Annotated in this window: 26 protein-coding genes and 1 pseudogene; 22 read left to right on the forward strand and 5 right to left on the reverse strand. The window is 63.1% G+C overall.

What is annotated here, in order from left to right; translation table 11 throughout:
- Nucleotides 1-149 precede the first annotated feature (149 nt).
- From NKI63_RS19590 to NKI63_RS19605, 4 genes and pseudogenes are all read left to right on the forward strand, one after another.
- Nucleotides 150-891, forward strand: a pseudogene (locus NKI63_RS19590) (ABC transporter permease).
- Between the two features lie 10 nt (nt 892-901).
- A complete protein-coding gene (locus tag NKI63_RS19595; protein WP_352822964.1) occupies nt 902-1,684 on the forward strand; it encodes an ABC transporter ATP-binding protein in 783 nt (260 codons plus the stop codon).
- Between the two features lie 265 nt (nt 1,685-1,949).
- A complete protein-coding gene (locus NKI63_RS19600) occupies nt 1,950-2,351 on the forward strand; it encodes a YciI family protein (protein ID WP_352475767.1) in 402 nt (133 codons plus the stop codon).
- An 85-nt stretch (nt 2,352-2,436) separates the two neighbouring features.
- On the forward strand, nt 2,437-3,693 hold the full coding sequence (locus NKI63_RS19605) for an RNA polymerase sigma factor (RefSeq protein ID WP_352822967.1): 1,257 nt from the start codon (nt 2,437-2,439) through the stop codon (nt 3,691-3,693).
- A 138-nt stretch (nt 3,694-3,831) separates the two neighbouring features.
- Here NKI63_RS19605 and NKI63_RS19610 read toward each other — a convergent pair whose 3' ends face one another.
- Both NKI63_RS19610 and NKI63_RS19615 read right to left on the reverse strand, forming a co-directional pair.
- A complete protein-coding gene (locus tag NKI63_RS19610) occupies nt 3,832-4,257 on the reverse strand; it encodes a type II toxin-antitoxin system VapC family toxin (protein WP_352506830.1) in 426 nt (141 codons plus the stop codon).
- Nucleotides 4,257-4,499, reverse strand: coding sequence for a type II toxin-antitoxin system Phd/YefM family antitoxin (locus NKI63_RS19615; protein ID WP_352475764.1), 243 nt, complete (start codon nt 4,497-4,499; stop codon nt 4,257-4,259). Before NKI63_RS19615 ends, NKI63_RS19610 begins: the two co-directional genes overlap by 1 nt.
- A 193-nt stretch (nt 4,500-4,692) precedes the next feature.
- On the opposite strand from NKI63_RS19615, the gene NKI63_RS19620 reads away from it, so the two are divergent.
- The 6 genes from NKI63_RS19620 to NKI63_RS19645 all read left to right on the forward strand — a co-directional run bounded on the left by NKI63_RS19620 (nt 4,693) and on the right by NKI63_RS19645 (nt 7,171).
- Nucleotides 4,693-4,965, forward strand: a complete 273-nt coding sequence (locus NKI63_RS19620; RefSeq protein WP_352506829.1) for an ArsR/SmtB family transcription factor — start codon at nt 4,693-4,695, stop codon at nt 4,963-4,965.
- 47 nt (nt 4,966-5,012) lie between these two features.
- Complete coding sequence (locus NKI63_RS19625) at nt 5,013-5,423, forward strand: SRPBCC family protein (protein ID WP_352506828.1); 411 nt, start codon at nt 5,013-5,015, stop codon at nt 5,421-5,423.
- A 74-nt stretch (nt 5,424-5,497) separates the two neighbouring features.
- Nucleotides 5,498-5,890, forward strand: coding sequence for a VOC family protein (locus NKI63_RS19630; RefSeq protein WP_352506827.1), 393 nt, complete (start codon nt 5,498-5,500; stop codon nt 5,888-5,890).
- Nucleotides 5,891-5,976: 86 nt separating this feature from the next.
- The gene (locus tag NKI63_RS19635; protein WP_352506826.1) at nt 5,977-6,207 is read left to right on the forward strand and encodes a hypothetical protein; all 231 of its coding nucleotides are present in this window, start codon (nt 5,977-5,979) and stop codon (nt 6,205-6,207) included.
- Between the two features lie 4 nt (nt 6,208-6,211).
- Nucleotides 6,212-6,682: a DUF1801 domain-containing protein gene (locus NKI63_RS19640; RefSeq protein ID WP_352506825.1), complete on the forward strand. Its 471-nt coding sequence runs from the start codon at nt 6,212-6,214 to the stop codon at nt 6,680-6,682.
- Nucleotides 6,683-6,772: 90 nt separating this feature from the next.
- Nucleotides 6,773-7,171, forward strand: a complete 399-nt coding sequence (locus NKI63_RS19645; RefSeq protein WP_352506910.1) for a DUF1801 domain-containing protein — start codon at nt 6,773-6,775, stop codon at nt 7,169-7,171.
- Here NKI63_RS19645 and NKI63_RS19650 read toward each other — a convergent pair whose 3' ends face one another.
- Nucleotides 7,172-8,080: a dihydrodipicolinate synthase family protein gene (locus NKI63_RS19650; protein WP_352688536.1), complete on the reverse strand. Its 909-nt coding sequence runs from the start codon at nt 8,078-8,080 to the stop codon at nt 7,172-7,174.
- Between the two features lie 264 nt (nt 8,081-8,344).
- Between NKI63_RS19650 and NKI63_RS19655 the strand changes: the two genes are divergently transcribed.
- The 6 genes from NKI63_RS19655 to NKI63_RS19680 all read left to right on the forward strand — a co-directional run bounded on the left by NKI63_RS19655 (nt 8,345) and on the right by NKI63_RS19680 (nt 14,138).
- On the forward strand, nt 8,345-9,442 hold the full coding sequence (locus NKI63_RS19655; protein ID WP_352506823.1) for a Gfo/Idh/MocA family protein: 1,098 nt from the start codon (nt 8,345-8,347) through the stop codon (nt 9,440-9,442).
- A gap of 11 nt (nt 9,443-9,453) precedes the next feature.
- A complete protein-coding gene (locus NKI63_RS19660) occupies nt 9,454-10,113 on the forward strand; it encodes a ThuA domain-containing protein (protein ID WP_352506822.1) in 660 nt (219 codons plus the stop codon).
- 148 nt (nt 10,114-10,261) lie between these two features.
- On the forward strand, nt 10,262-11,458 hold the full coding sequence (gene uxuA, locus NKI63_RS19665) for a mannonate dehydratase (RefSeq protein ID WP_352506821.1): 1,197 nt from the start codon (nt 10,262-10,264) through the stop codon (nt 11,456-11,458).
- Nucleotides 11,455-12,369 (forward strand): PfkB family carbohydrate kinase, encoded by a 915-nt coding sequence (locus NKI63_RS19670; RefSeq protein WP_352688538.1) that lies wholly within the window; start codon nt 11,455-11,457, stop codon nt 12,367-12,369. The genes uxuA and NKI63_RS19670 overlap by 4 nt, the downstream gene beginning before the upstream one ends.
- A 96-nt stretch (nt 12,370-12,465) precedes the next feature.
- Nucleotides 12,466-13,248 carry an SDR family NAD(P)-dependent oxidoreductase gene (locus tag NKI63_RS19675; protein ID WP_352506819.1) on the forward strand — a complete coding sequence of 261 codons (783 nt, stop codon included), beginning with the start codon at nt 12,466-12,468 and terminating at the stop codon, nt 13,246-13,248.
- 71 nt (nt 13,249-13,319) lie between these two features.
- On the forward strand, nt 13,320-14,138 hold the full coding sequence (locus tag NKI63_RS19680) for a GntR family transcriptional regulator (protein WP_352506818.1): 819 nt from the start codon (nt 13,320-13,322) through the stop codon (nt 14,136-14,138).
- Nucleotides 14,139-14,148: 10 nt separating this feature from the next.
- Here NKI63_RS19680 and NKI63_RS19685 read toward each other — a convergent pair whose 3' ends face one another.
- Nucleotides 14,149-14,337 (reverse strand): hypothetical protein, encoded by a 189-nt coding sequence (locus tag NKI63_RS19685; protein WP_352688542.1) that lies wholly within the window; start codon nt 14,335-14,337, stop codon nt 14,149-14,151.
- 149 nt (nt 14,338-14,486) lie between these two features.
- Nucleotides 14,487-14,699 (reverse strand): DUF2934 domain-containing protein, encoded by a 213-nt coding sequence (locus tag NKI63_RS19690; RefSeq protein ID WP_254818839.1) that lies wholly within the window; start codon nt 14,697-14,699, stop codon nt 14,487-14,489.
- Between the two features lie 223 nt (nt 14,700-14,922).
- Here NKI63_RS19690 and NKI63_RS19695 point away from each other — a divergent pair, with 223 nt between their 5' ends.
- From NKI63_RS19695 to NKI63_RS19720, 6 genes are read left to right on the forward strand one after another with little or no spacing between them, the layout of a single operon-like run.
- Nucleotides 14,923-15,318 carry a hypothetical protein gene (locus tag NKI63_RS19695; RefSeq protein WP_352506816.1) on the forward strand — a complete coding sequence of 132 codons (396 nt, stop codon included), beginning with the start codon at nt 14,923-14,925 and terminating at the stop codon, nt 15,316-15,318.
- Nucleotides 15,315-16,535, forward strand: a complete 1,221-nt coding sequence (locus tag NKI63_RS19700) for an NRAMP family divalent metal transporter (protein ID WP_352506815.1) — start codon at nt 15,315-15,317, stop codon at nt 16,533-16,535. The genes NKI63_RS19695 and NKI63_RS19700 overlap by 4 nt, the downstream gene beginning before the upstream one ends.
- Nucleotides 16,535-16,897 (forward strand): hypothetical protein, encoded by a 363-nt coding sequence (locus tag NKI63_RS19705; RefSeq protein WP_352475750.1) that lies wholly within the window; start codon nt 16,535-16,537, stop codon nt 16,895-16,897. Before NKI63_RS19700 ends, NKI63_RS19705 begins: the two co-directional genes overlap by 1 nt.
- Nucleotides 16,897-17,235: a hypothetical protein gene (locus NKI63_RS19710; protein ID WP_352506814.1), complete on the forward strand. Its 339-nt coding sequence runs from the start codon at nt 16,897-16,899 to the stop codon at nt 17,233-17,235. The genes NKI63_RS19705 and NKI63_RS19710 overlap by 1 nt, the downstream gene beginning before the upstream one ends.
- Nucleotides 17,236-17,269: 34 nt before the next feature.
- Nucleotides 17,270-18,556, forward strand: a complete 1,287-nt coding sequence (locus tag NKI63_RS19715; protein ID WP_352506813.1) for an SDR family oxidoreductase — start codon at nt 17,270-17,272, stop codon at nt 18,554-18,556.
- On the forward strand, nt 18,556-19,029 hold the full coding sequence (locus NKI63_RS19720) for a DUF2269 family protein (RefSeq protein ID WP_352688547.1): 474 nt from the start codon (nt 18,556-18,558) through the stop codon (nt 19,027-19,029). The genes NKI63_RS19715 and NKI63_RS19720 overlap by 1 nt, the downstream gene beginning before the upstream one ends.
- The last annotated feature ends 146 nt before the right edge of the window (nt 19,030-19,175 follow it).

Consider the following 19,175-nt stretch of genomic DNA (forward strand, 5'->3'; position numbering starts at 1 on the left):
CCCGGCGGGGGGGGGTCCCCAAACGCGCCTCCCCGCGGCCCCCCACCCCCCCCCCCACCCCCCCCCGCCGGGGGCGTGTAAACAACCCCCCCAGGCCCCGCCGCCCACCCCCCGGCTCCGCCGCGCCCATCGCACGCTCACGCTTCCTGATGATAGCAGTGGCCGTCTTTGCCGGCCTCGGCCTCGCCTGGTGGGCGGCAACGGGGCTGGGACTGGTAAAGCCAATTTTCCTGCCGTCGCCGGGAAGCGTGGTGACCCAGCTCGGCAAGCTCTCGGGTGACGGCACGCTATGGGCTGGATCTCAGGACCTCGATATACCGTATTTCTGTTGGCTTTCTCATCGCCTCCGCATTGGCGATTCCGATCGGCGTGCTGATCGGCAGCTTCAGAACCTGGGAAGCGGCGATCGAGCCACTTGTGGATTTCATCCGCTACATGCCGGTGGTCGCTTTCGTGCCTCTCTCCATCCTGTGGTCGGGGACGGGCGATGCCCAGAAATTCCTGATCATCTTCATAGGCACCTTTTTCCAGCAGGTGCTGATGATCATGGACAATGTGAAGCGGGTTCCCGCTGATTTCATCGGCCTTGGCAGGACGCTCGGCCTGCCGGATCGCAAGATCCTGACGCGCATCGTCGTTCCCAGCGCCTTGCCAGGCATCTGGGATACGTTGCGCATAAGTCTCGGCTGGGCATGGACCTGGCTGGTGTTGGCGGAACTTGTCGCGGCGACATCAGGCCTCGGCTACCGCATCACCGTGTCCCAGCGCTATTTCCAGACAAACACCATCATCGGCTACATCCTGCTGCTGGGCGTGCTTGGCCTCATTACCGACCAGGTCATGAAGGCACTGGGAAAAGTGCTGTTCCGGCAGGAGGGCCACGTGCAATGAGGCCGGGCCGATGAGTTTGCCCAAACTGCGGATCGAAGGCCTCCACAAAAGCTTCGGCACGGGCGCACGGCGCACGGAAGTGCTGCGCGATATCAATCTCGATCTTGCCGACAACGAGTTCGTCTCGCTGGTGGGCACGTCGGGTTGCGGCAAGAGCACGCTGCTGTCGATCGTTGCCGGACTGCAGGATTTCGACGCGGGAGATCTTGCTATCGATGGTGCGCCCATCCTGCGGCCGGGCCTCGACCGCGGCGTCGTCTTTCAGTCCTACACCCTGCTTCCCTGGCTGACGGCGCAGCAGAACATCGAGTTCGCGCTCAAGGCCGCGGGTCATGACCGCGCGACCTGCCGCAGGATAGCGCGCGAGCATCTCGATCTGGTCAAGCTCCCTCATAGCGCCAATTGCTATCCATCTGAGCTTTCTGGCGGCATGAAGCAGCGCGTGGCCATAGCGCGTGCCCTTTCCTATCGACCCAAAATGCTTCTGATGGACGAGCCCTTTGGCGCGCTCGATGCCTTGACCAGGCATCAGATGCAGGAACTCCTGACGCAGATCTGGGAGGAGCACAGGCTCACCGTGCTCTTCGTCACCCATGATGTGGAAGAAGCCGTCTACCTGTCGGACCGCATCGTCGTGATGGGGATCGGGCCGGGACGCATCATGCAGACCTTCAATGTCGATATCGAGCGCCCGCGCCGGGAAGAGGTCATGGAAACTCCGGCCTTCATGGATTTGCAGCGCCGCGTGCACAAGGCGATCCGCGAGGCTTCTAAACGTCCCGAAATGGTTTAGGCAGGCCACTCATGCGTGTCGGGTCCAAGAGCGGAACCAACGCGGCTGGACGCGGAGGACTTTAGCGTAGAATTACTTACAATCCGCGACCAGCGTAGCGCCCAATCTCGATATCGCGCCATCGCGACCCCTGACCAGGGGAGCAGCCATCGGCATCTTTCTCTTCAAGCTCGAAAAAAAATCTGCAGGACAATGTCGATTTCCTAAACTCCGTTCGTCGTTTCGCTGCCGGTCGGTGAGGCCGGCTCAAACAAGGAGACAGACGATGCGTGTGATGGTGCTCGTGAAGGCTACCGAGGACAGCGAAAAGGGCTTTCTCCCGACGCCCGAGGCGAAAGAGGCGATGGAGGCGATGGGCAGATTTAACGACGAGCTGCGCAATGCCGGCATCTTGCTCGACGCCGACGGCCTCAAGCCCTCCTCGCAGGGCAAGCGCGTTGCGTTCGATGGTCCCCGCCGGACGGTCATCGACGGGCCTTTCGCCGAGACCCGCGAACTGGTCGCCGGTTTTTGGCTCTGGGAAGTCAAGGACATGGACGAGGCGGTCGCCTGGGTGAAGCGCTGCCCCAATCCCATGCCGGGACCGAGCGAGATCGAAATCCGGCCGCTGTACGAGATGGCTGATTGGCAATGGGAATCTGACGCCGGAGGTCACGGAAATCCGTGACCGGACGCGCGAGAAGCGCAGCGGCAACTGAACCTGTCGGCCGCAACCTGCTTGCCTCCATTGTGGCTTTGGCCGACAAGGCGGCATGACCGCAGGCGAGACGCACCAGGCGATCGAGGCGATTTTTCGCATTGAACGGGCCCGGCTCATTGCGGGCCTGGCCCGCCTCGTGCGCAATGTCGACCTTGCAGAGGAACTGGTGCAGGACGCCCTGGTCATAGCCCTCTCCGAATGGTCCAGGACCGGCGTTCCGGCCAATCCCGGCGCTTGGCTGATGACGGTCGCCAAACGCCGCGCCATCGACGCGATCCGTCGCGACAAGATGCGCGAGCGCAAGCATGAGGAGATCGCCCGGGAGCTGGACGGCGAGTGCGACCGTACGGCCGAGGGAAACGAAATGGCCATGAACGACGATCTTGGCGACGAGCTGCTGGGCCTCATCTTCACAGCCTGCCACCCGATACTTTCGGCCGACGCTCGCGCAGCGCTCACGCTGCGTGTCATCGGCGGCCTGACGACGGACGAGATCGCCCGTGCTTTCCTGTCGAGCGAGGTGACGATCGCCCAGCGCATCGTCCGCGCGAAGAGGACGATCGGAAAGGCGGGGCTTAGCTTCGAGGTGCCGCGCGGTGCCGAGCGTGCAGTGCGTCTTTCCTCGGTGCTGGAGGTCATCTACCTCATCTTCAATGAAGGCTATGCTGCCACGGCCGGCGACGACCTTGTCCGGCCGGGCCTGTGCCTGGAGGCACAACGGCTGGGCCGCATGCTGGCGGGTCTGATGGCCGAGGATGCCGAGGTGTTCGGTCTGCTGGCTCTGATGGAAATCCAGGCATCGCGCCTGCCCGCACGCATCGGGCCGGACGGCGCCCTCTCGACCCTGACCGAGCAAAACCGCGCACGCTGGGACCAACTGCTGATCCGCCGGGGCCTTGACGCGCTGGCCCGTGCCGAAGCTCTCGGGGGCGATGGCCCCTATGTGTTGCAGGCCGCGCTTGCAGCCTGTCACGCGCGGGCGCGCAGTCCGGCCGATACCGACTGGCCCCGCATCGCAGCGCTCTACGACCGGCTACGAGCAGTGATGCCCTCGCCGGTGGTCGATCTCAATCGAGCGGTCGCCCACAGCATGGCCTTCGGGCCTGAAGCGGGCCTGCGGCTGGTGGACGAGATTGCCGACGCCGCCGCCTTGCGCAATTATGCGCCATTGCCGGCGGCGAGGGGCGATTTTCTGTTTCGGGCCGGCCGGCTGGCCGAGGCCCGCGCCGAGTTCGAGGCTGCGGCCAAGCTCACCCGCAACGCGCGCGAAGCGGCCTTTCTCCTCGCCCGTGCAGACGCTTGTGGTTGACAGCATCGCTCTGCGTGCCCGACGCGCCGCTAGGGCAACATCGAAAGCCGCCAGTTCGCTCCCGGCCAGCTCCCTTCAATGAGCGTGATCAACTCGCAACGCAGCTTGGGTATATTCATTTTGGAGGAGAGGCCCTGATCATGCCAGCAACTGCGTCGGTACGCCGAGAATCGGTCCTGCCTCGGCGAGCCGCTGGTCGAGGGTCCACACTGTGGCGCCATGCTCCGATGCCGTCGCGAGGTGCAGGGCGTCGCCAGCACGAAGCCCGAGCATATGCTGATCGGCGAATTTCGCGGCGACCTGAAAATGCCCGCCCGTCACCGGCAGCACGGTGAAGCTCTCAGCGACCAGCTTATTGAACATCGCGAGCGCAGCCGCGCGCTGCTCCAAGTCGATCTGTCCGGTCCGAAGCTTGATCGCCATGGCGGAGGACATCTCGGTGATGGTCCAGTCGCTGATCACAAGTTGCGCTGGGTCCTGCTCCGCCAGCCAGCCCTGAACGCGCGCGGTCATGGCTTCGTTGGATAGCGCCGCGACGATCAGCGAAGTATCGAGATAGGACATCAATAGCGATCGCCATCTCGCATCGATCGCACCAGATCGGCGGCAGCCTGAGCCTGCAGAGGCATGGTTGCGGTCAGGGATTGGAGCAGGACGGCGTCGATCCGTTTGCGAGGGCGGGCCACGGCCGTGAGCCTGGCGACCGGCTTGCCACGCCGGGTTATGTCGATCGAGTCTCCAGCCTCGACCCGGTCGATGAGCTCACTCAGATGTGCCTTGGCGTCCGCCAGATTGACCGCGCCCATGTCAGCTCCTGACCATGTAGATGGTCATATAGCGCATTACGTGTGACAATTCCAGTGCACGGCGAATGAGCAACTGGCTGCGTGAGCGAAGCAAGTGACCGCTCCTGCAACGAGAATTATGCCGCTTCCCGCTTGACTCACACATATCCCGGTGGTTATGCATCGATCAATAGCCGAAGGGTTATCTATCCCAATGCCAAACGCTCACGATGTGCTCTTCAGAACGCTTGCCGATCCGACTCGGCGCGCTATTTTTGAGCGACTGTGTCGCGAGGGAGAGCAGACAGTCGGCGCGCTGACGGCTCAGGCCGGGATCTCGCAACCGGCCGTGTCGAAACATCTCGGGGTTTTGCGGCGGGCGGGGCTGGTGCGCGACCGCCATGCGGGACGGCAGACCCATTATAGCGCGCAGCTTGCGGCGCTTGCCCCCTTGATCGACTGGACAAGTCAGATGACCGGGTTCTAGCAGAGCCGGTTCGACGACCTCGAGGACCTGCTCAAAAGGATGGACCAGTGAACGAAATAGCGACCGAAACGCTCTCCGTCATTGTCGAACGGGAAATCGCTTATCCGCCCGAGAAGATCTGGCGCGCGCTCACGCAACCACACTTGATCGAGGAGTGGCTCATGAAAAACGACTTCAAACCTGTCGCGGACCACCGTTTCAACCTTCACGCGGCCTGGGGCTCTGTCGAATGTCAGGTCCAGACGGTCGAGCCTAACAGAACGCTGACTTACACGTGGGATACCAAGGATCTCAAGAGTGTCGTCTCCTGGACGATCACCCCCACGAGCATCGGCGCCCGCTTGCGTATGGAACAGTCGGGCTTCCGGCCGGATCAGCAGCCTTACTTCCGGGGTGCCAAAGTCGGCTGGCCGAGGTTCTTTGACGATCTGGAGCAGGTTCTTGCGCGAACGGACTGAGATCCGCCTGCGCTATTCAAGCAAGGGCTCTGTTACAGGGCGGCAGATGGCGGAGCGATAATGGAGGCAAGCCAATGAAGATCAAGTTGACCAAAGTATACGTGGATGACCAGGAAAAGGCTCTGGGTTTCTACACCGAAACGCTCGGCTTTACCAAGAAGGCCGATTTCAGCAATGGGCCGTTTCGCTGGCTGACCGTCGCATCACCCGACGAGCCGGACGGTGCCGAGCTGCAACTCGCGCTCAATGACAACCCCGCTGCAAAGACCTACCAGCAAGCTATTTTCCAGCAGGGCCAGCCCGCGGTCATGTTCTTCACCGATAACGTCAAGGAGGACTACGAGCGCATCAAAGCGCGCGGCGCCAAGTTCACCATGCCGCCGACCGAAGTAACCGGCTCGATCATAGCCCAGCTGAACGACAACTGCGGCAATCTCATTCAAATCACACAGCTGGCGCGCTGGTAAGGCACGCATTCAGTGGCGTGGCTGCCCGGCGGGAGCCGCCAAACGGGCCGCCCGATCCGCTCGGTTCGTCTTCAGAGGAGGTCTCAATGGATTGGAACAAATGGGTTCGGCAGATCCACCGCTGGCTGTCGATCATCTTTGCGGCGGTCGTCGCCGCCATCTTCATCAGCCTGGGAGTAGGCAAGGAACCCTCCTACTGGGTATACCTCATGCCGCTGTTTCCACTCGGCTTGCTCCTGCTTACCGGACTGTACATGTTCGTGCTGCCTTACGCGCCCAAGCGGCGCAGCGCGGGGGGCACCGGCGCATTGGAGTGAATGCATGGCCAACAAGACGTCCATCAAGTCATCGGCGGTCGCGAAGAAGTCCGCCGCCAAGCCTGCAGCCGCCAAGCCGGTCCTCCTCGCAGGCGGCAACCCGCAGATCCCGAAGGGTGATGGTGACGCTCCTGTGCAGGCCTACATCGCGGCCATGCCGGGCTGGAAACGCGACGTCGGGCGTCGCCTCGACGCGCTCATCGTGCGCAACGTCCCTGACGTGCGCAAGGCCGTCAAATGGAACTCGCCCTTCTACGGCGTAGAGGGTCAGGGGTGGTTCCTCAACTTCCATTGCTTCACAAAGTACATCAAGCTGGCTTTCTTCCGCGGCGCGTCGCTGCGTCCCGTCCCACCCGGTGAGTCCAAGCACAAGGACGTGCGCTACCTCGATATCTACGAGGACGACCTGCTCGACGAAGCTCAACTCGCCGACTGGATAAAGCAAGCCAGCCAATTGCCAGGCGAGCGAATGTGAGTGGAATGCCAGTCATCCCGGCAAATCCGGTGCCGACTAGCGGTATTCATGTGACGGGCGAGCGGCAACAACCAAGGGAAAGCGACAATGATGATGAAGAGTGACTCAATGGAAAGAAGTGCAGACAACTCTCCCTCTCAGCTGATCGATGCGAGGATCAGCGAGCTGGGCGATTGGCGAGGCAAGACGCTTTCCCATGTCCGCGCCCTCATCAAGCAGGCCGACCCGGAAGTGGTCGAGGAGTGGAAGTGGCGAGGCGTTCCGGTGTGGTCGCACGCCGGAATAATCTGCACTGGCGAGACCTACAAGAACGTCGTGAAAGTGACCTTCGCAAAGGGCGCCTCGCTGCAGGACCCTTCCGGCCTGTTCAACTCCAGCCTCGAAGGCAACACCAGGCGCGCCATCGATATCCGTGAGGGCGAAGACATAGATGAGAATGCGTTCAAGGCGCTGATACGCGCTGCTGCCGCCCTGAACACGGCCCGATAGTCAGCTCCGGCCGATATGGTCGGCTAGCGGGCCGAGAGCGGCGAGCACGGCTTCGCCGGTGGCTTGCGTCGCGTTCTCATGCGGCGCGCGCAGATTCAGCCAGCGTCTGTCGCCGGACCGTACCGCCAGCACTGCCTTCATCGCAGTGATGAGGCCGGCGTCCTGGATGATTTTGCGGAACGCCCTGATGGCGGCATCCGCGTCCGTAGTGTCCTCTCCCGCCAGCACTGCGTCGTAGAGGGCCCGGATCGCTGCGGCATTCAGATTGACTGTCGCCGAGATGCAGCCGGCAGCACCGTTGGCGAGGCCTTTCGTCAGCTGTGCTTCCGAACTCGGGAACACCGCGACCCTTGGGGCTGCCGCAATGACCGCCGCGGTGTTGTTCCAGTCGCCGGCGCTGTCCTTGTAAGCCACCACGACATCGGGAAACGCTTCGCTCAATCGGGCGGTCAGCGCCGGGCTCACCGCTACGCCGGAATTTTGCGGGATGTGGTAGAGGATCATCCTCATCGCCGGGTTCGCCACCCGTTCGATCAGCTCGCCATAATAACGGGCCTGACCGGTGTCGCCGGCGGCCGTATAGAAGAACGACGGCAGCACCATCACCCCGGCACAGCCGAGCCCGACGGCATGCGCGGTCAGCTCGACAGTCTCGGCAAGTGCTGTGACACCGGTGCCGGGCATAAGCCGGCTTGGCGAAATGCCGGCCTCGACCAGCCACTCCAGCGCCTGCATGCGCTCGCGCAACGAGACGGACAACGCCTCGCCCGTGGTGCCGAACGGCGACAGGAAATGCGCTCCCTGATCCAGCACCCACTTGGCGTGTGATATCCAGAGGTCGCGGGCAATGCAGCCGTCGTTTTCGAACGGCGTCAGGATCGGTGCGATGGTTCCTTGTGGGCGGATCATGTGCGTCCTTCTACGGGTGAAAATCTGTGCTGTGCTCAAAGCCGGCATCAAAATGTCGAGCAAGCTACAGGAAGCAGTGTTGCTGAGTACCGGCCGTTCGACCTCGAAAGCAAGCGGCTCGCGCATAAGCGCGCGATTGTGATCGGGCGGCGGTTCTGAGGCTCTCGAGGTAAGCACTTGTCACGGGACAACCGCGTCCGGCCGAAAGGGGGGTGACAAACGAGTTCTGCTGTTTCATCAATGCCGCCTTTTGAGGAGAAGCCCATGCGGAGGATCGGTGTCGGCATTATCGGCTGCGGCAACATTTCGGATGCCTATCTGAAGGCATCGCCGCAATTCCCGGTGCTCGACATTATCGGCGTCGCCGACATCAACCGGGCGGCAGCCGAGGCCAAGGCAGCGGCCTACGGCCTGGCTGCGATGCCGGTCGACGCGCTGTTGGCCGATCCGCGCGTCGAGATCGTGCTCAATCTGACGACGCCGCAGCATCATGTGCCGGTCGGCCTGCAGGCTGTCGGGCAAGGCAAGCACGTCTATTCCGAGAAGCCGCTGGCAACGACGCTCAGCGACGCCGAGCGGCTGGTCGCGGCCGCGCGCGAACAGGGCGTGCGCGTCGGCTGCGCACCCGACACTTTTCTTGGCGGCTCCCACCAGACGGCGCGGCGCCTGGTCGATGAGGATGCGGTTGGAACCATCGTCGCCGGCTCTGCCTTCATGCAGGTGCCCGGCCACGAGCTCTGGCATCCCAATCCGAATTTCTACTATCAGCCCGGCGGTGGGCCGATGCTCGACATGGGACCGTACTATCTGACCTGCCTAGTCAATCTCCTGGGTCCGGTAAAATCCGTGACCGGACAGGCGAAGTCATCCTATCCCACCCGCATCATCGGTTCCGGACCGCGCCAGGGCGAAACCATCCGGGTCGAGGTGCCGACCCATATTTCCGGCCTGCTCGCATTCGAGAACGGCGCGGCGGTTTCGATCACCACCAGCTTCGACGTCTGGAAGCATGAACACAATCACATCGAACTTTACGGGACCACCGGCTCGATGATCGTCTCCGATCCCAATCAGTTCCAGGGCGACATCAGGACCAGCCAGCGCAAGGGCGACTGGACGGTGGCCGATCAGATCCATTCCTATGGCGACGGCAATTACCGGGGCCTCGGCCTCGCCGACATGGCGCAGGCGATCGTCTCGGGCAGGCAACACCGCGCCAGCCTCGATCTTTCCCTCCATGTCCTGGAAATCATGGAATCGATCATCTCTTCAGCAGAGACAGGGCGGCGTATCGACCTGAGATATGGCTGCGCGCGGCCGGCGCCAATGCACGCCGATCTACCTTTCGGAATTCTGGAATAGGGGATGACACGATGAGCAAGACGGCACTGATTTTCTGGGGCGGCTGGGAAGGCCACACGCCGGCCCGTAGCGCCCACATCGTCAAGGAGATGCTGGCCGGCAACGGCTTCGACGTGCAGCTGGAGCAGGGGACTTCGGCGCTTGCCGATCCGCAACTGGGCAAGCTCGATCTCATTGTCCCGGTGATCACCATGTCGACGATCGAAAGGCCGGAACTGCAAAACCTGACCAACGCCGTCGGGGCCGGCACCGGCCTTGCGGGCTTTCACGGCACGATGTGCGACAGCTTCCGCAACGAGCCGGAATACCAGTTCATGACCGGCGGCCAGTGGGTCGCCCATCCAGGCAGCATCATCGACTATCACGTCGATATCACCATGCCAGACGATCCGGTCATGCAGGGCATCGACGGCTTCGCCTACCGTTCAGAGCAGTATTACATGCATGTCGATCCGACCAACGAGGTGCTGGCGACGACTACTTTCACCGGCGAGCATCTCGATTTCATCGCCGGCGTCGTCATGCCGGTTGTCTGGAAGCGCCGCTACGGCAAGGGCCGCGTCTTCTACAGCGCACTCGGCCACACCGCCGACGAGTTCGCAGTGCCGCAAATGCGTACGATGTTCGAGCGCGGCATGCTTTGGGCCAGCCGAAACCCGGATCTTGCGTAGCCGTTCAATCTGAACGCCACGTATCGTTGTAATCTCTAAGGGCGGCCGCCCGAACGCGGACACAGCACTGGGCTGCGGCAAGCAATTGACTGCCATGGTGGCATCCAATAGACAGCAGTCTCGTCGGGGAGCCGTAGCTGGAGGTCGAATGGAGCAGACGTGGCGATGGTTTGGCCCGAGCGACGCGGCAACGCTTGCCCATGCCAGGCAGGCCGGCGCGACCGGCATCGTGACGGCATTGCACGACATTCCTTACGGCGAAGTCTGGCCGATCCACGCCATCAGGCAGCGCCAGGCGCTTATCGAGGCGGATCAGGCGATGGGCCTCAAATGGAGCGTCGTCGAGAGCGTGCCCGTGCACGAGGACATCAAGCTCGGCCGCGGCGATCTCGACCGGCTCTACGACAATTTCAGGCAGACCTTACGCAATCTCGGCGCCTGCGGTGTGCGCACCGTCTGCTACAACTTCATGCTGATCCTCGACTGGACCCGGACCGACCTGGCTGCGCCGCTGCCGGGCGGCGGACGGGCGCTCCGCATGAACATGCACGAGCTTGCCGCGTTCGATTGTTACATGCTGCAGCGCAAGGGATCTGAGCGCGACTATGCGTCCGATGTTCTCCAGCGGGCAAGCGAATGGTTCGAGGCGACGCCGGATGCGTCAAAAGAGCGTCTGCTTGCCAACATCATGGCCGGCCTGCCGGGCGCCTTCAAGCGCTATGACATAGCGGAATTGCGCGAAGTGGTGGCCGAGCAGTCTAGCCTGTCTCACGACCGGCTGCGCGAGAATCTCGTCCGTTTTCTCGAACACGTGCTGCCGGCGGCCGAAGAGGCGGGCGTCACGTTGGCGATCCACCCGGACGATCCGCCGCGCGATCTCGTCGGCCTGTGCCGGATCGTCAAGAACGCCGACGACATCGCCTTTATCCTGGATGCGGTGCCATCGGCCCATAGCGGCCTTACCTTGTGCACGGGGTCGCTGGGCGCCAATCCGGCCAATGACGTGCCCGCCATCGCCAGGCGCTTTGCGCACAAGATCAACTTCGTGCACCTGCGCAACGTCAGCAAGGATCCGGACGGGTCGTTCATGGAGTCCGAGCATCTGAACGGGGATGTCGACATGGTTTCGGTGGTCTCGATCTTGCTCGACGAGCAGCAACGCCGCCGCGACGCCGGGCAACCGGCGCTGCTGCCGTTTCGCCCGGATCACGGCCACGAGCTGATCGATGACGCCACGCGGCACACCCATCCCGGCTACCCCGTGATCGGCCGTCTTCGCGGCCTTGCCGAACTGAGAGGCGTAATGACGGCGATTGCCCATCAGCGCGGTTATAGGCTGCAATGAGGGCGCCCCGCCTGCTCTGCGTCGGCGCGCTCACCTACGACACGATCTTGCGCCTCGATGTCCTGCCGTCCGGCGCCGGCAAGTTCCTGCCGAGCGAGGCCGTGCAGATCGCCGCCGGCATGGCGGCAAGTGCCGCCGCGTCGGCAAGCCGCCAGGGCGGGCAGGTCTGGCTATGGGCAAGCGTCGGCAACGATGCCGTCGGCCGCGATGTCATCGCCCAGATGGCGGCGGAGCGGGTCGACTGTTCGTTGGTGCGCAGGGTTGAAGATGGCCGCTCGGCCATTGCCACGATCCTGGTCGATGCCGCCGGCGAGCGCATGATTGTGCCCTTCTACGATTCCGTCACGCAAGCCGATCCGGACCGTCTTCCGCCCGTGGATTTTTCCCGCTTCGACGCCGTCCTGGTCGACGTTCGTTGGCCCGGAGCCGCCGCGATGGCGCTGGCGAAGGCCCGCGAATGCTGCATTCCGGCGATCCTCGACGCCGATATTGCGTCGCGACCGGTGCTCGACCGATTGCTGCCGCTCGCCTCGCATGTCATTGCTTCGCTGCCCGCGGCGCGTATCCTTTGCGGTCCAGAGGTTTCCGCCGGTTCCGCCGTCGCTATTCTGGGCGAACGGACCGGCGCCTTCGTCGCGATCACCGATGGGGCGAACGGCACCGCGTTCCAGCACCCGAGCAGCAATGATGTCCGTCATCTGCCGTCGCCGCGAGTCGAAGCCGTCGACACGCTGGCGGCGGGCGACGTGTTTCACGGCACCTTCGCTCTGGGGCTGGCTGAAGGTTGGGATGAGGAGCAGGCCATAGCAGTGGCAAGCGCCGCCGCTGCGCTGAAGTGCCTGCGTTTTGGCGGACGGCTCGGCGCGCCGACGCGCGCGGAAACACTGGCCTTCATGCAAGGATCGACATGACGCCGAATACGCTCGGGCCGGCTCAGCGAAAAGGGTACGTCATACGTCGCTGATCGACTACCATGGCAGCCGCTGCAACTGTTCGTGGGAGGAGAAATGGCTGAGTTCAAGAAACGCGCACTGGTCACCGGGGCGGCCATGGGCATCGGCCGTGCTGTCGCCGAAAGGCTGGCCCAGCAAGGTGTCGACCTGATCCTCTTCGACCGTGTGGGCGATCAGCTGGACGAGGTCGCGGCGCAGCTTGCGGCGCGCGGCGTGACCGTGCACACCGTGCTCGGCTCGACCGCCGACACCGAAGCCTGCGGCCGCGCCGTCGAGCTTGCCCGGTCCGCGTTCGGCGGGCTCGACATGCTTTCCCACAATGCCGGCATCCAGCGTTACGGAACGGTGGAGACCACGGACGAGGCGCTTTGGGACGAGGTGATGAATGTCAACCTCAAGGCTGCCTATCTGCTCTCCCGCGCGGCGATGCCGCTGCTGCGGCAAAGCCGCGGCGCCATCGTCCATATGAGCTCGGTGCAAGGCCTGGCCAGCCAGGAAGGGGTTCTGGCCTACAGCACGGCCAAGCACGGCTTGATCGGGCTGGTCAAATCCATGGCCGTCGACTATGCGCCGCTCGGTGTGCGCGTCAATGCCGTGGCTCCGGGCGCGGTCGACACGCCGATGCTGCGGGATGCGGTCAAGCTGAACGATAAGCCCGACGAGATCATGCGCATCCTTGACAACATGCATCCGCTCGGCCGCACCGCCCAGCCGCAAGAGATTGCGGCCGTCGTTGCCTTCCTGCTGTCCGACGATGCCTCCTTCGTCACCGGCGAAGTCGTGCGCGTCGATGGCGGCCTGCTGGCGCGCATCGGCGGTTCTCCGCGCAAGGAATAACATCGGCGCTGCTGCTTGCGCAGCCATTTCATGAACGGCTTGAAGCTGCCGAGCCTTTAAGGGAATTGCCGATGGCAAGGCTTTTGGGAATGCGGACCATCACCGAGGGGCGGCTTGGCGAAACCGGCCCCGGCGCTTCAGTCGCGGCGAGGACGTTCGAGGTCCTGCTCGACCAGATCCTGACCTTCCGCCTGAAGCCGCACGAGCTGATTTCCGAAAAGGCGATGTCGGAAGCCCTCGGCGTGAGCCGCACGCCGGTCAGAGAGGCGCTCGCCCGGCTGGCCGGACTTGGCCTGATCGACATCTATCCGCAGCGCGGCAGCATGGTGGCGCCGCTGCGGATCGCCGATCTCGAGAAATCGCAGTTCCTGCGCGAAGCGCTTGAAGTCGGCCTGGTCAAGCGTGCGGTCGAGAGCCCGCGCCGCGCCGAACTGCTCGCCATGCTCAAAGGCGAACTGGCGGTCCAGGAGACGTTCGCCTCCATCTCGGACGACAGGCGCTTCTTCAAGTCGGACGAGCTGTTCCACCAGCACATTGCCAGCCATGCCGGCTTCCCCGGAATCTGGGCCGACATCAGCGCGGCGAAGCTGCACATGGACCGTTTCCGCTTCCTGTCTTTCCCGCGCCTCGACAGCATGTCGGTGGTTCTCGGCCAACATCGGCGGATCGTCGATGCGCTCGAGCAGGCCGACGCATTTGCGGCGGAAGAGGCGATGCGAACGCATCTTCGCCGCATCTTCGAGGTGCTCGCAATCGTCCGGGAACGCTATCCTCATTATTTCAAGGCACCGGCTCGGCTGGAAAGAGGACAGAAGCGGCTGCCGGCGATCTGCCCGAATGACAACCATTCGCGCGACGGAGCGAGGAGGAATGACGACGTGGAAACGTGAAACCAGCCGCTCAGTCCAGGCCTGAGCCTTTCTTCGGCGCTTCCGGAGGCAACTTGGCCTTGCTGCCGGATTTGTCGGAAGTTGGCTTGGCTTCGCGATTCTTCGCCTCGCCGCCTTGCTCCTTGCGGAGCTGCTTTTCTATCGTCGATCGCGATCCTTCCGCAGGGTCCTGTTCGGGATGGCTTTCCCTAGCCGTCATGTCAGCTCCTATCCATTCTGGTCTATTGCATGTGGCGAGGGCTGAGTTTCGCCACCAGTGCTGGTCCTGTCGCGCCCAAGCATCAGCCATGCGGCGAAGAGCACGACCAGTACGACCACGATCCAGGCGACGAGACGAGGCATTGGGGCTCACTTCCCCCGCCGCTTGCTGCCGCGCACCTCGGGATCGGAGCCGGTCTCAACCGTTGGATCGGGCACGACCGGACCGCGTTCGGCTTCGGAGCCCTCAGCTTCGATCTCCTGCACGGCCTGGTCCCAATGCTCGCGCTCGCGTCCTTGCGGACGGCCTTCGCGCTCCCATATCTCATGGGCCCGCTGCCTGATACGCTCTTCCTTGTCCATGACCTTTGCCTCCTGATATCCCTAATCCGGCGATCGAAGGTTTGTTCCGCGTTGCCAGGCAGTTCCCGACGGTTCAGTTGACGTGACCACCAGGCGCCCTAGATGAAATTGTACGCCGAGGTCGCCTGGTGCCGGGGAGAACAATCGTGTGGCAGCAACGCTACAAACACGTATTGTAGATGCCATTGCAGCTATTGGTCTTCGACCGGACCGGCTGTGCCTGTTGCTGACAACGTTTGTGCTGACGGCATGCTCGCCTTCCGACCAGATCGAGCAGCAGTCGAAAACCGCGGCTTCGGCCGCACAGACCGCATCGCTGGTCCTGGGTGCCTGGGCCGCCGGGGCAGCCCCTTCGACATATACGTCGCGCACGTTGCAATCGGTCGGCAAGGCGCTCGTCGATGCCGGTGCGCAAATCCAGTCCGCCAAGTCGACTGAGCCCAGCGAGCAAGCCGGTCTGACGGCGGTAATCGGACAGCTGTCGGCGGCGGTGACACGCGCCGCGACGGCGGTGCAGGACGGCAACCGATCGGAGGCGGAACAGGCGCAGCAGGATATCCAGGCTGCCACCGCCGCCCTGAATGCATCCTACGCCAAACATTTCGCGCCGAAACCATGAAGAAGCTGCTCGAAATATCGCTGGGCATCGTCACCAGCGTCGGTGGCTTTCTAGAGGTCGGATCGATGGCAACCGCCGCACAGGCGGGTGCAGCGTTCAGGTTCCAGCTGATCTGGGCCGTCCTCCTGGGCACGATCTGCATCATCTTCCTGGTCGAGATGGCCGGCCGCTTCGCCGCCGTCAGCCATCACACCATCGCCGACGGGATTCGGGAACGGTTTGGCTTCACCGCCTTTCTGTGGCCGTTGCTTGCGACTTTGCTGGTCAACTTCATGGTCATGGCAGCCGAGATCGGCGGTGTCGCCATTGCGCTTGAGCTCGCCACCGGCATCGGCTTTCAGTGGTGGGCCCTGCCGGTCGCTTTTCTGGCATGGCTGTTCCTCTGGAAAGGCACGTTCGGCTTCATTGAAAAGGGCGTCTCGATCCTCGGCCTGGTCACGTTGTGCTTCGTGGTCGGCGCCGTCATGCTGAAGCCCGATTGGGGGCAGGTCGCGGCCGGTGCCGTCCCCACTCTGCCCGAGCACGACGCGGCCAATTACTGGTTCATGGCGGTCAGTATTCTTGGTGCGTCGGTCTCGCCCTACCTGTTCATGTTCTATTCGTCGGGAGCCATCGAGGACCAGTGGGACAAGAGCTATCTCGGGACCAATCGGGCCATTGCCGGATTGGGAATGAGTTTTGGCGGCACAATCTCGATCGGCGTGCTGATCGTGGCGGCGCTCGTGCTGGCAGCGCACGGCATAGAGCAGGTCGACGACTACCATCAATTGCCGCTGATGCTGATCCAGATCTTCGGTTTCTGGGGATTCGTCCTGTTCGTTGCTTCACTAGGCATAGCCTGCTTCGGCGCTGCGCTCGAAATCGGGCTGCAGCAAGCGTACTTAGTGGCGCAGGGTTTCGGCTGGACCTGGGGCGAGGACCTGAAACCGCGCGACGATCCCGGCTTCAGCACCGTCTACACGGTCTCGCTGTTTCTCGCCGCCATTCCGATCGCCCTGGGTCTCGATCCGCTGAAGCTAACCATCTTTTCCATGGCGCTGACGGCCGCCAGCCTGCCGCTGACCGTGGTGCCGTTCCTTTTCCTGCTGAATGACGAGCGTTATGTCGGCGAGCACCGCAATGGCATGATCGCGAATGCCGCGGTCATCTTCATCATTGCGCTCGGTTTCGTGCTCGCGATCGTGACCATTCCTTTGCAGATATTCGGAGGCACGTGATGGATTTGCTGCGCGACATCCTGGACAAGCAAGTGGTTGACCGTGAGCAGGTCAAGATCGGCAAGGTGGACGGGCTGGTAGCCGAGGTCAGGCCGGGCAAGCCACCCAAAATCGTTGCGGTCGAGCTCGGCTCGATCACGCTAGCGCGTCGGCTTGGCGAGCGATCCGGGCGCTGGATGGCGCGCCTTGCGGCAAGGCTCGGCGGCAAGCGCCATGCCGAACCGCACCGCATCGCCTGGAACAAGGTGCGCGACATCGGCGTCGACATCGAATTCGACATCGACGTGCGTGAAACGGCGATTTTCGACTGGCAGGATTGGCTGCGCGACCATGTCATAAGGCGTATCCCGGGAGCCGGATGATGGCCACCGTCAACCTTGAGCAATTGGCAGGCAGAAATGTGCTTTCGCAGCGCGGCAAAAGCATCGGCCATATCGAGGAGATACGCGCCGAACCGGATGGCGACGACCTCGTGGTTACCGAGTACCACGTCGGCATCCACGCGGCGTTCGAGCGTCTTTCCGCTTCGGCCATCGGCACGGCGGTCCTCGAAGTCTTTCGACTGCGCAGTCACGACAGCATGTACCGCATTCCCTGGGACAAGCTCGACATCTCCGACCCGACGCAGCCGCGACTGTTGTGCGCGATGGAAGAACTTTCCGCTATGAAGGGCAGTATCGAGGGCGATAAACCGGAATGAACGACACTTTCCCGCCGTCGGAGAATGGGGTTCAGTGAAAGTCCTGGTTACCGGCGCCACCGGCCTGATCGGTGCCTCCGTCGTGGCACGCCTTCTTTCCGAAGGGCATGAGGTAATCGGATTGGTCCGCAGCCCCGGTGCAAACCGGGCCGGCAATTACCAATTGCTGGTGCTGGACATGGCGGTGGCGCTGCAGCCCGAAGACTGGCTACCGCATCTCAGGGGTGTCGACGCCGTCGTGAATTGTGCCGGCGTTCTCCAGGACAGCCCCCGTGAAAAGACGCGCGAAGTCCATCGCGATGCGGCGGTCGCACTCTTTCTCGCCTGTGCGCGGGCAGGGGTTGCCCGGGTGATCCACTTCTCGGCGATCGGCGTCGATCGGGCGCAGCCTTCGGCGTTCTCGGCGACGAAACTGGCCGGGGACCAGGCGCTTATGACGCTTGATCTGGATTGGGTTGTCCTGCGCCCGTCCGTGGTGCTCGGCCGGCCGGTGTTTGGGGCCAGCGCATTGTTTCGGGGTCTCGCTTCGCTGCCAGTGCTGCCGTCCATGCCCGGCACCGGCCGGCTCCAGGTGGTACTACTCGACGATGTGGTCTCAACGGTCATTTTCCTTCTCGATCCCGCCAGTCCGTCTCGCGTCGTGCTGGAACTTGTCGGTCCCGAACAACTGAGCATGGACGAGGTCGTCGGCAGTTATCGCCGGTGGCTCGGTTGGGGTCTGGCAGCCAGGTTTGTCTTGCCGACGGCTGTTGCAAGGCTTCTCTACCGCCTAGGCGACCTTGCCGCGATGTTCGGCTGGCGTCCACCGATGCGCACCAACGCGGCCAGGGAGATCGCCCGAGGAGCGGTTGGAGATCCCTCGGACTGGACCGCCGCGACTGGCATACGCCCGCAAACCCTGGCGGGCTTCCTCGCGCTCAATCCGGCAACGGTGCAGGAGAAATGGTTTGCCCGGCTGTATTTCATCAAGCCGGCGATCTTCGTCGTCCTGCCCGTCTTCTGGATCATGACCGGAATCGTGTCGCTGACAACCGGCTACGGCAGCGGCGTCGATCTGATGCAAGGCACGGGCGCCGGCATCTTGTCGGCACCGATCGTGATCGCCGGCGCTCTTGCCGACATCGCCATCGGCGTGCTCATAGCCTGGCGGCCGGCGGCGCGAAAAGGCCTCTATGGCGGCATCGCGCTCTCGCTTTTCTATCTGGTCGTCGGAAGCTTCCTGAGCCCCGATCTGTGGAACGACCCGCTTGGGCCGTTCCTTAAAGTGCTGCCGATCCTGGTGCTGCACTTTGTGGCCTTGGCAGTGCTGGAGGAGCGTTGATGCTCTATTTCCTGCTGAAATTTCTGCATGTTATCAGCGCATCTGTGCTGCTCGGCACCGGCGCCGGCATCGCTTTCTTTATGCTGTTCGCCCACAGGACCGGCAATGCCGCGACGGTTGCGGCGGTGGCGCGTATCGTCGTCGTCGCCGACTTCCTTTTCACAGCGACGGCCGTGGTCGCGCAACCTTTGACCGGAGCCGCGCTCGCCTGGCAGGCAGGCTACTCGCTGTCGGAGGGCTGGATCGTACTTTCGATCGCGCTCTATATCTTCACCGGAATGTTCTGGCTCCCGGTCGTCTGGATGCAAATGGAGATGCGCAAGCTGGCATCGCAAGCCGCCGCTGCAGGCGCGCCGTTGCCGCCACGCTACCATCGGCTGTTCTGGTTGTGGTTCGCCTTCGGCTTCCCTGCCTTCGCTGCCGTGCTCGGGATTTTCTGGCTGATGATCGCGCGGCCTGCGATCGAGTGGTAGGTCGCAGGCAGGTCCCACTGCGATAATGCCCAGTCAAAGCGCTGCGGAAAATTCCGGCCCCTGCACCGCGAATATCTGCCGGAGCGGACGTGCGTCTCGACCTGTAAGTCGCACCGGAGTCCGGTCTCGTATCATTTCCAACCGCG

This window comes from Mesorhizobium sp. M0410 (assembly GCF_040321435.1).
Classification (GTDB): domain Bacteria; phylum Pseudomonadota; class Alphaproteobacteria; order Rhizobiales; family Rhizobiaceae; genus Mesorhizobium.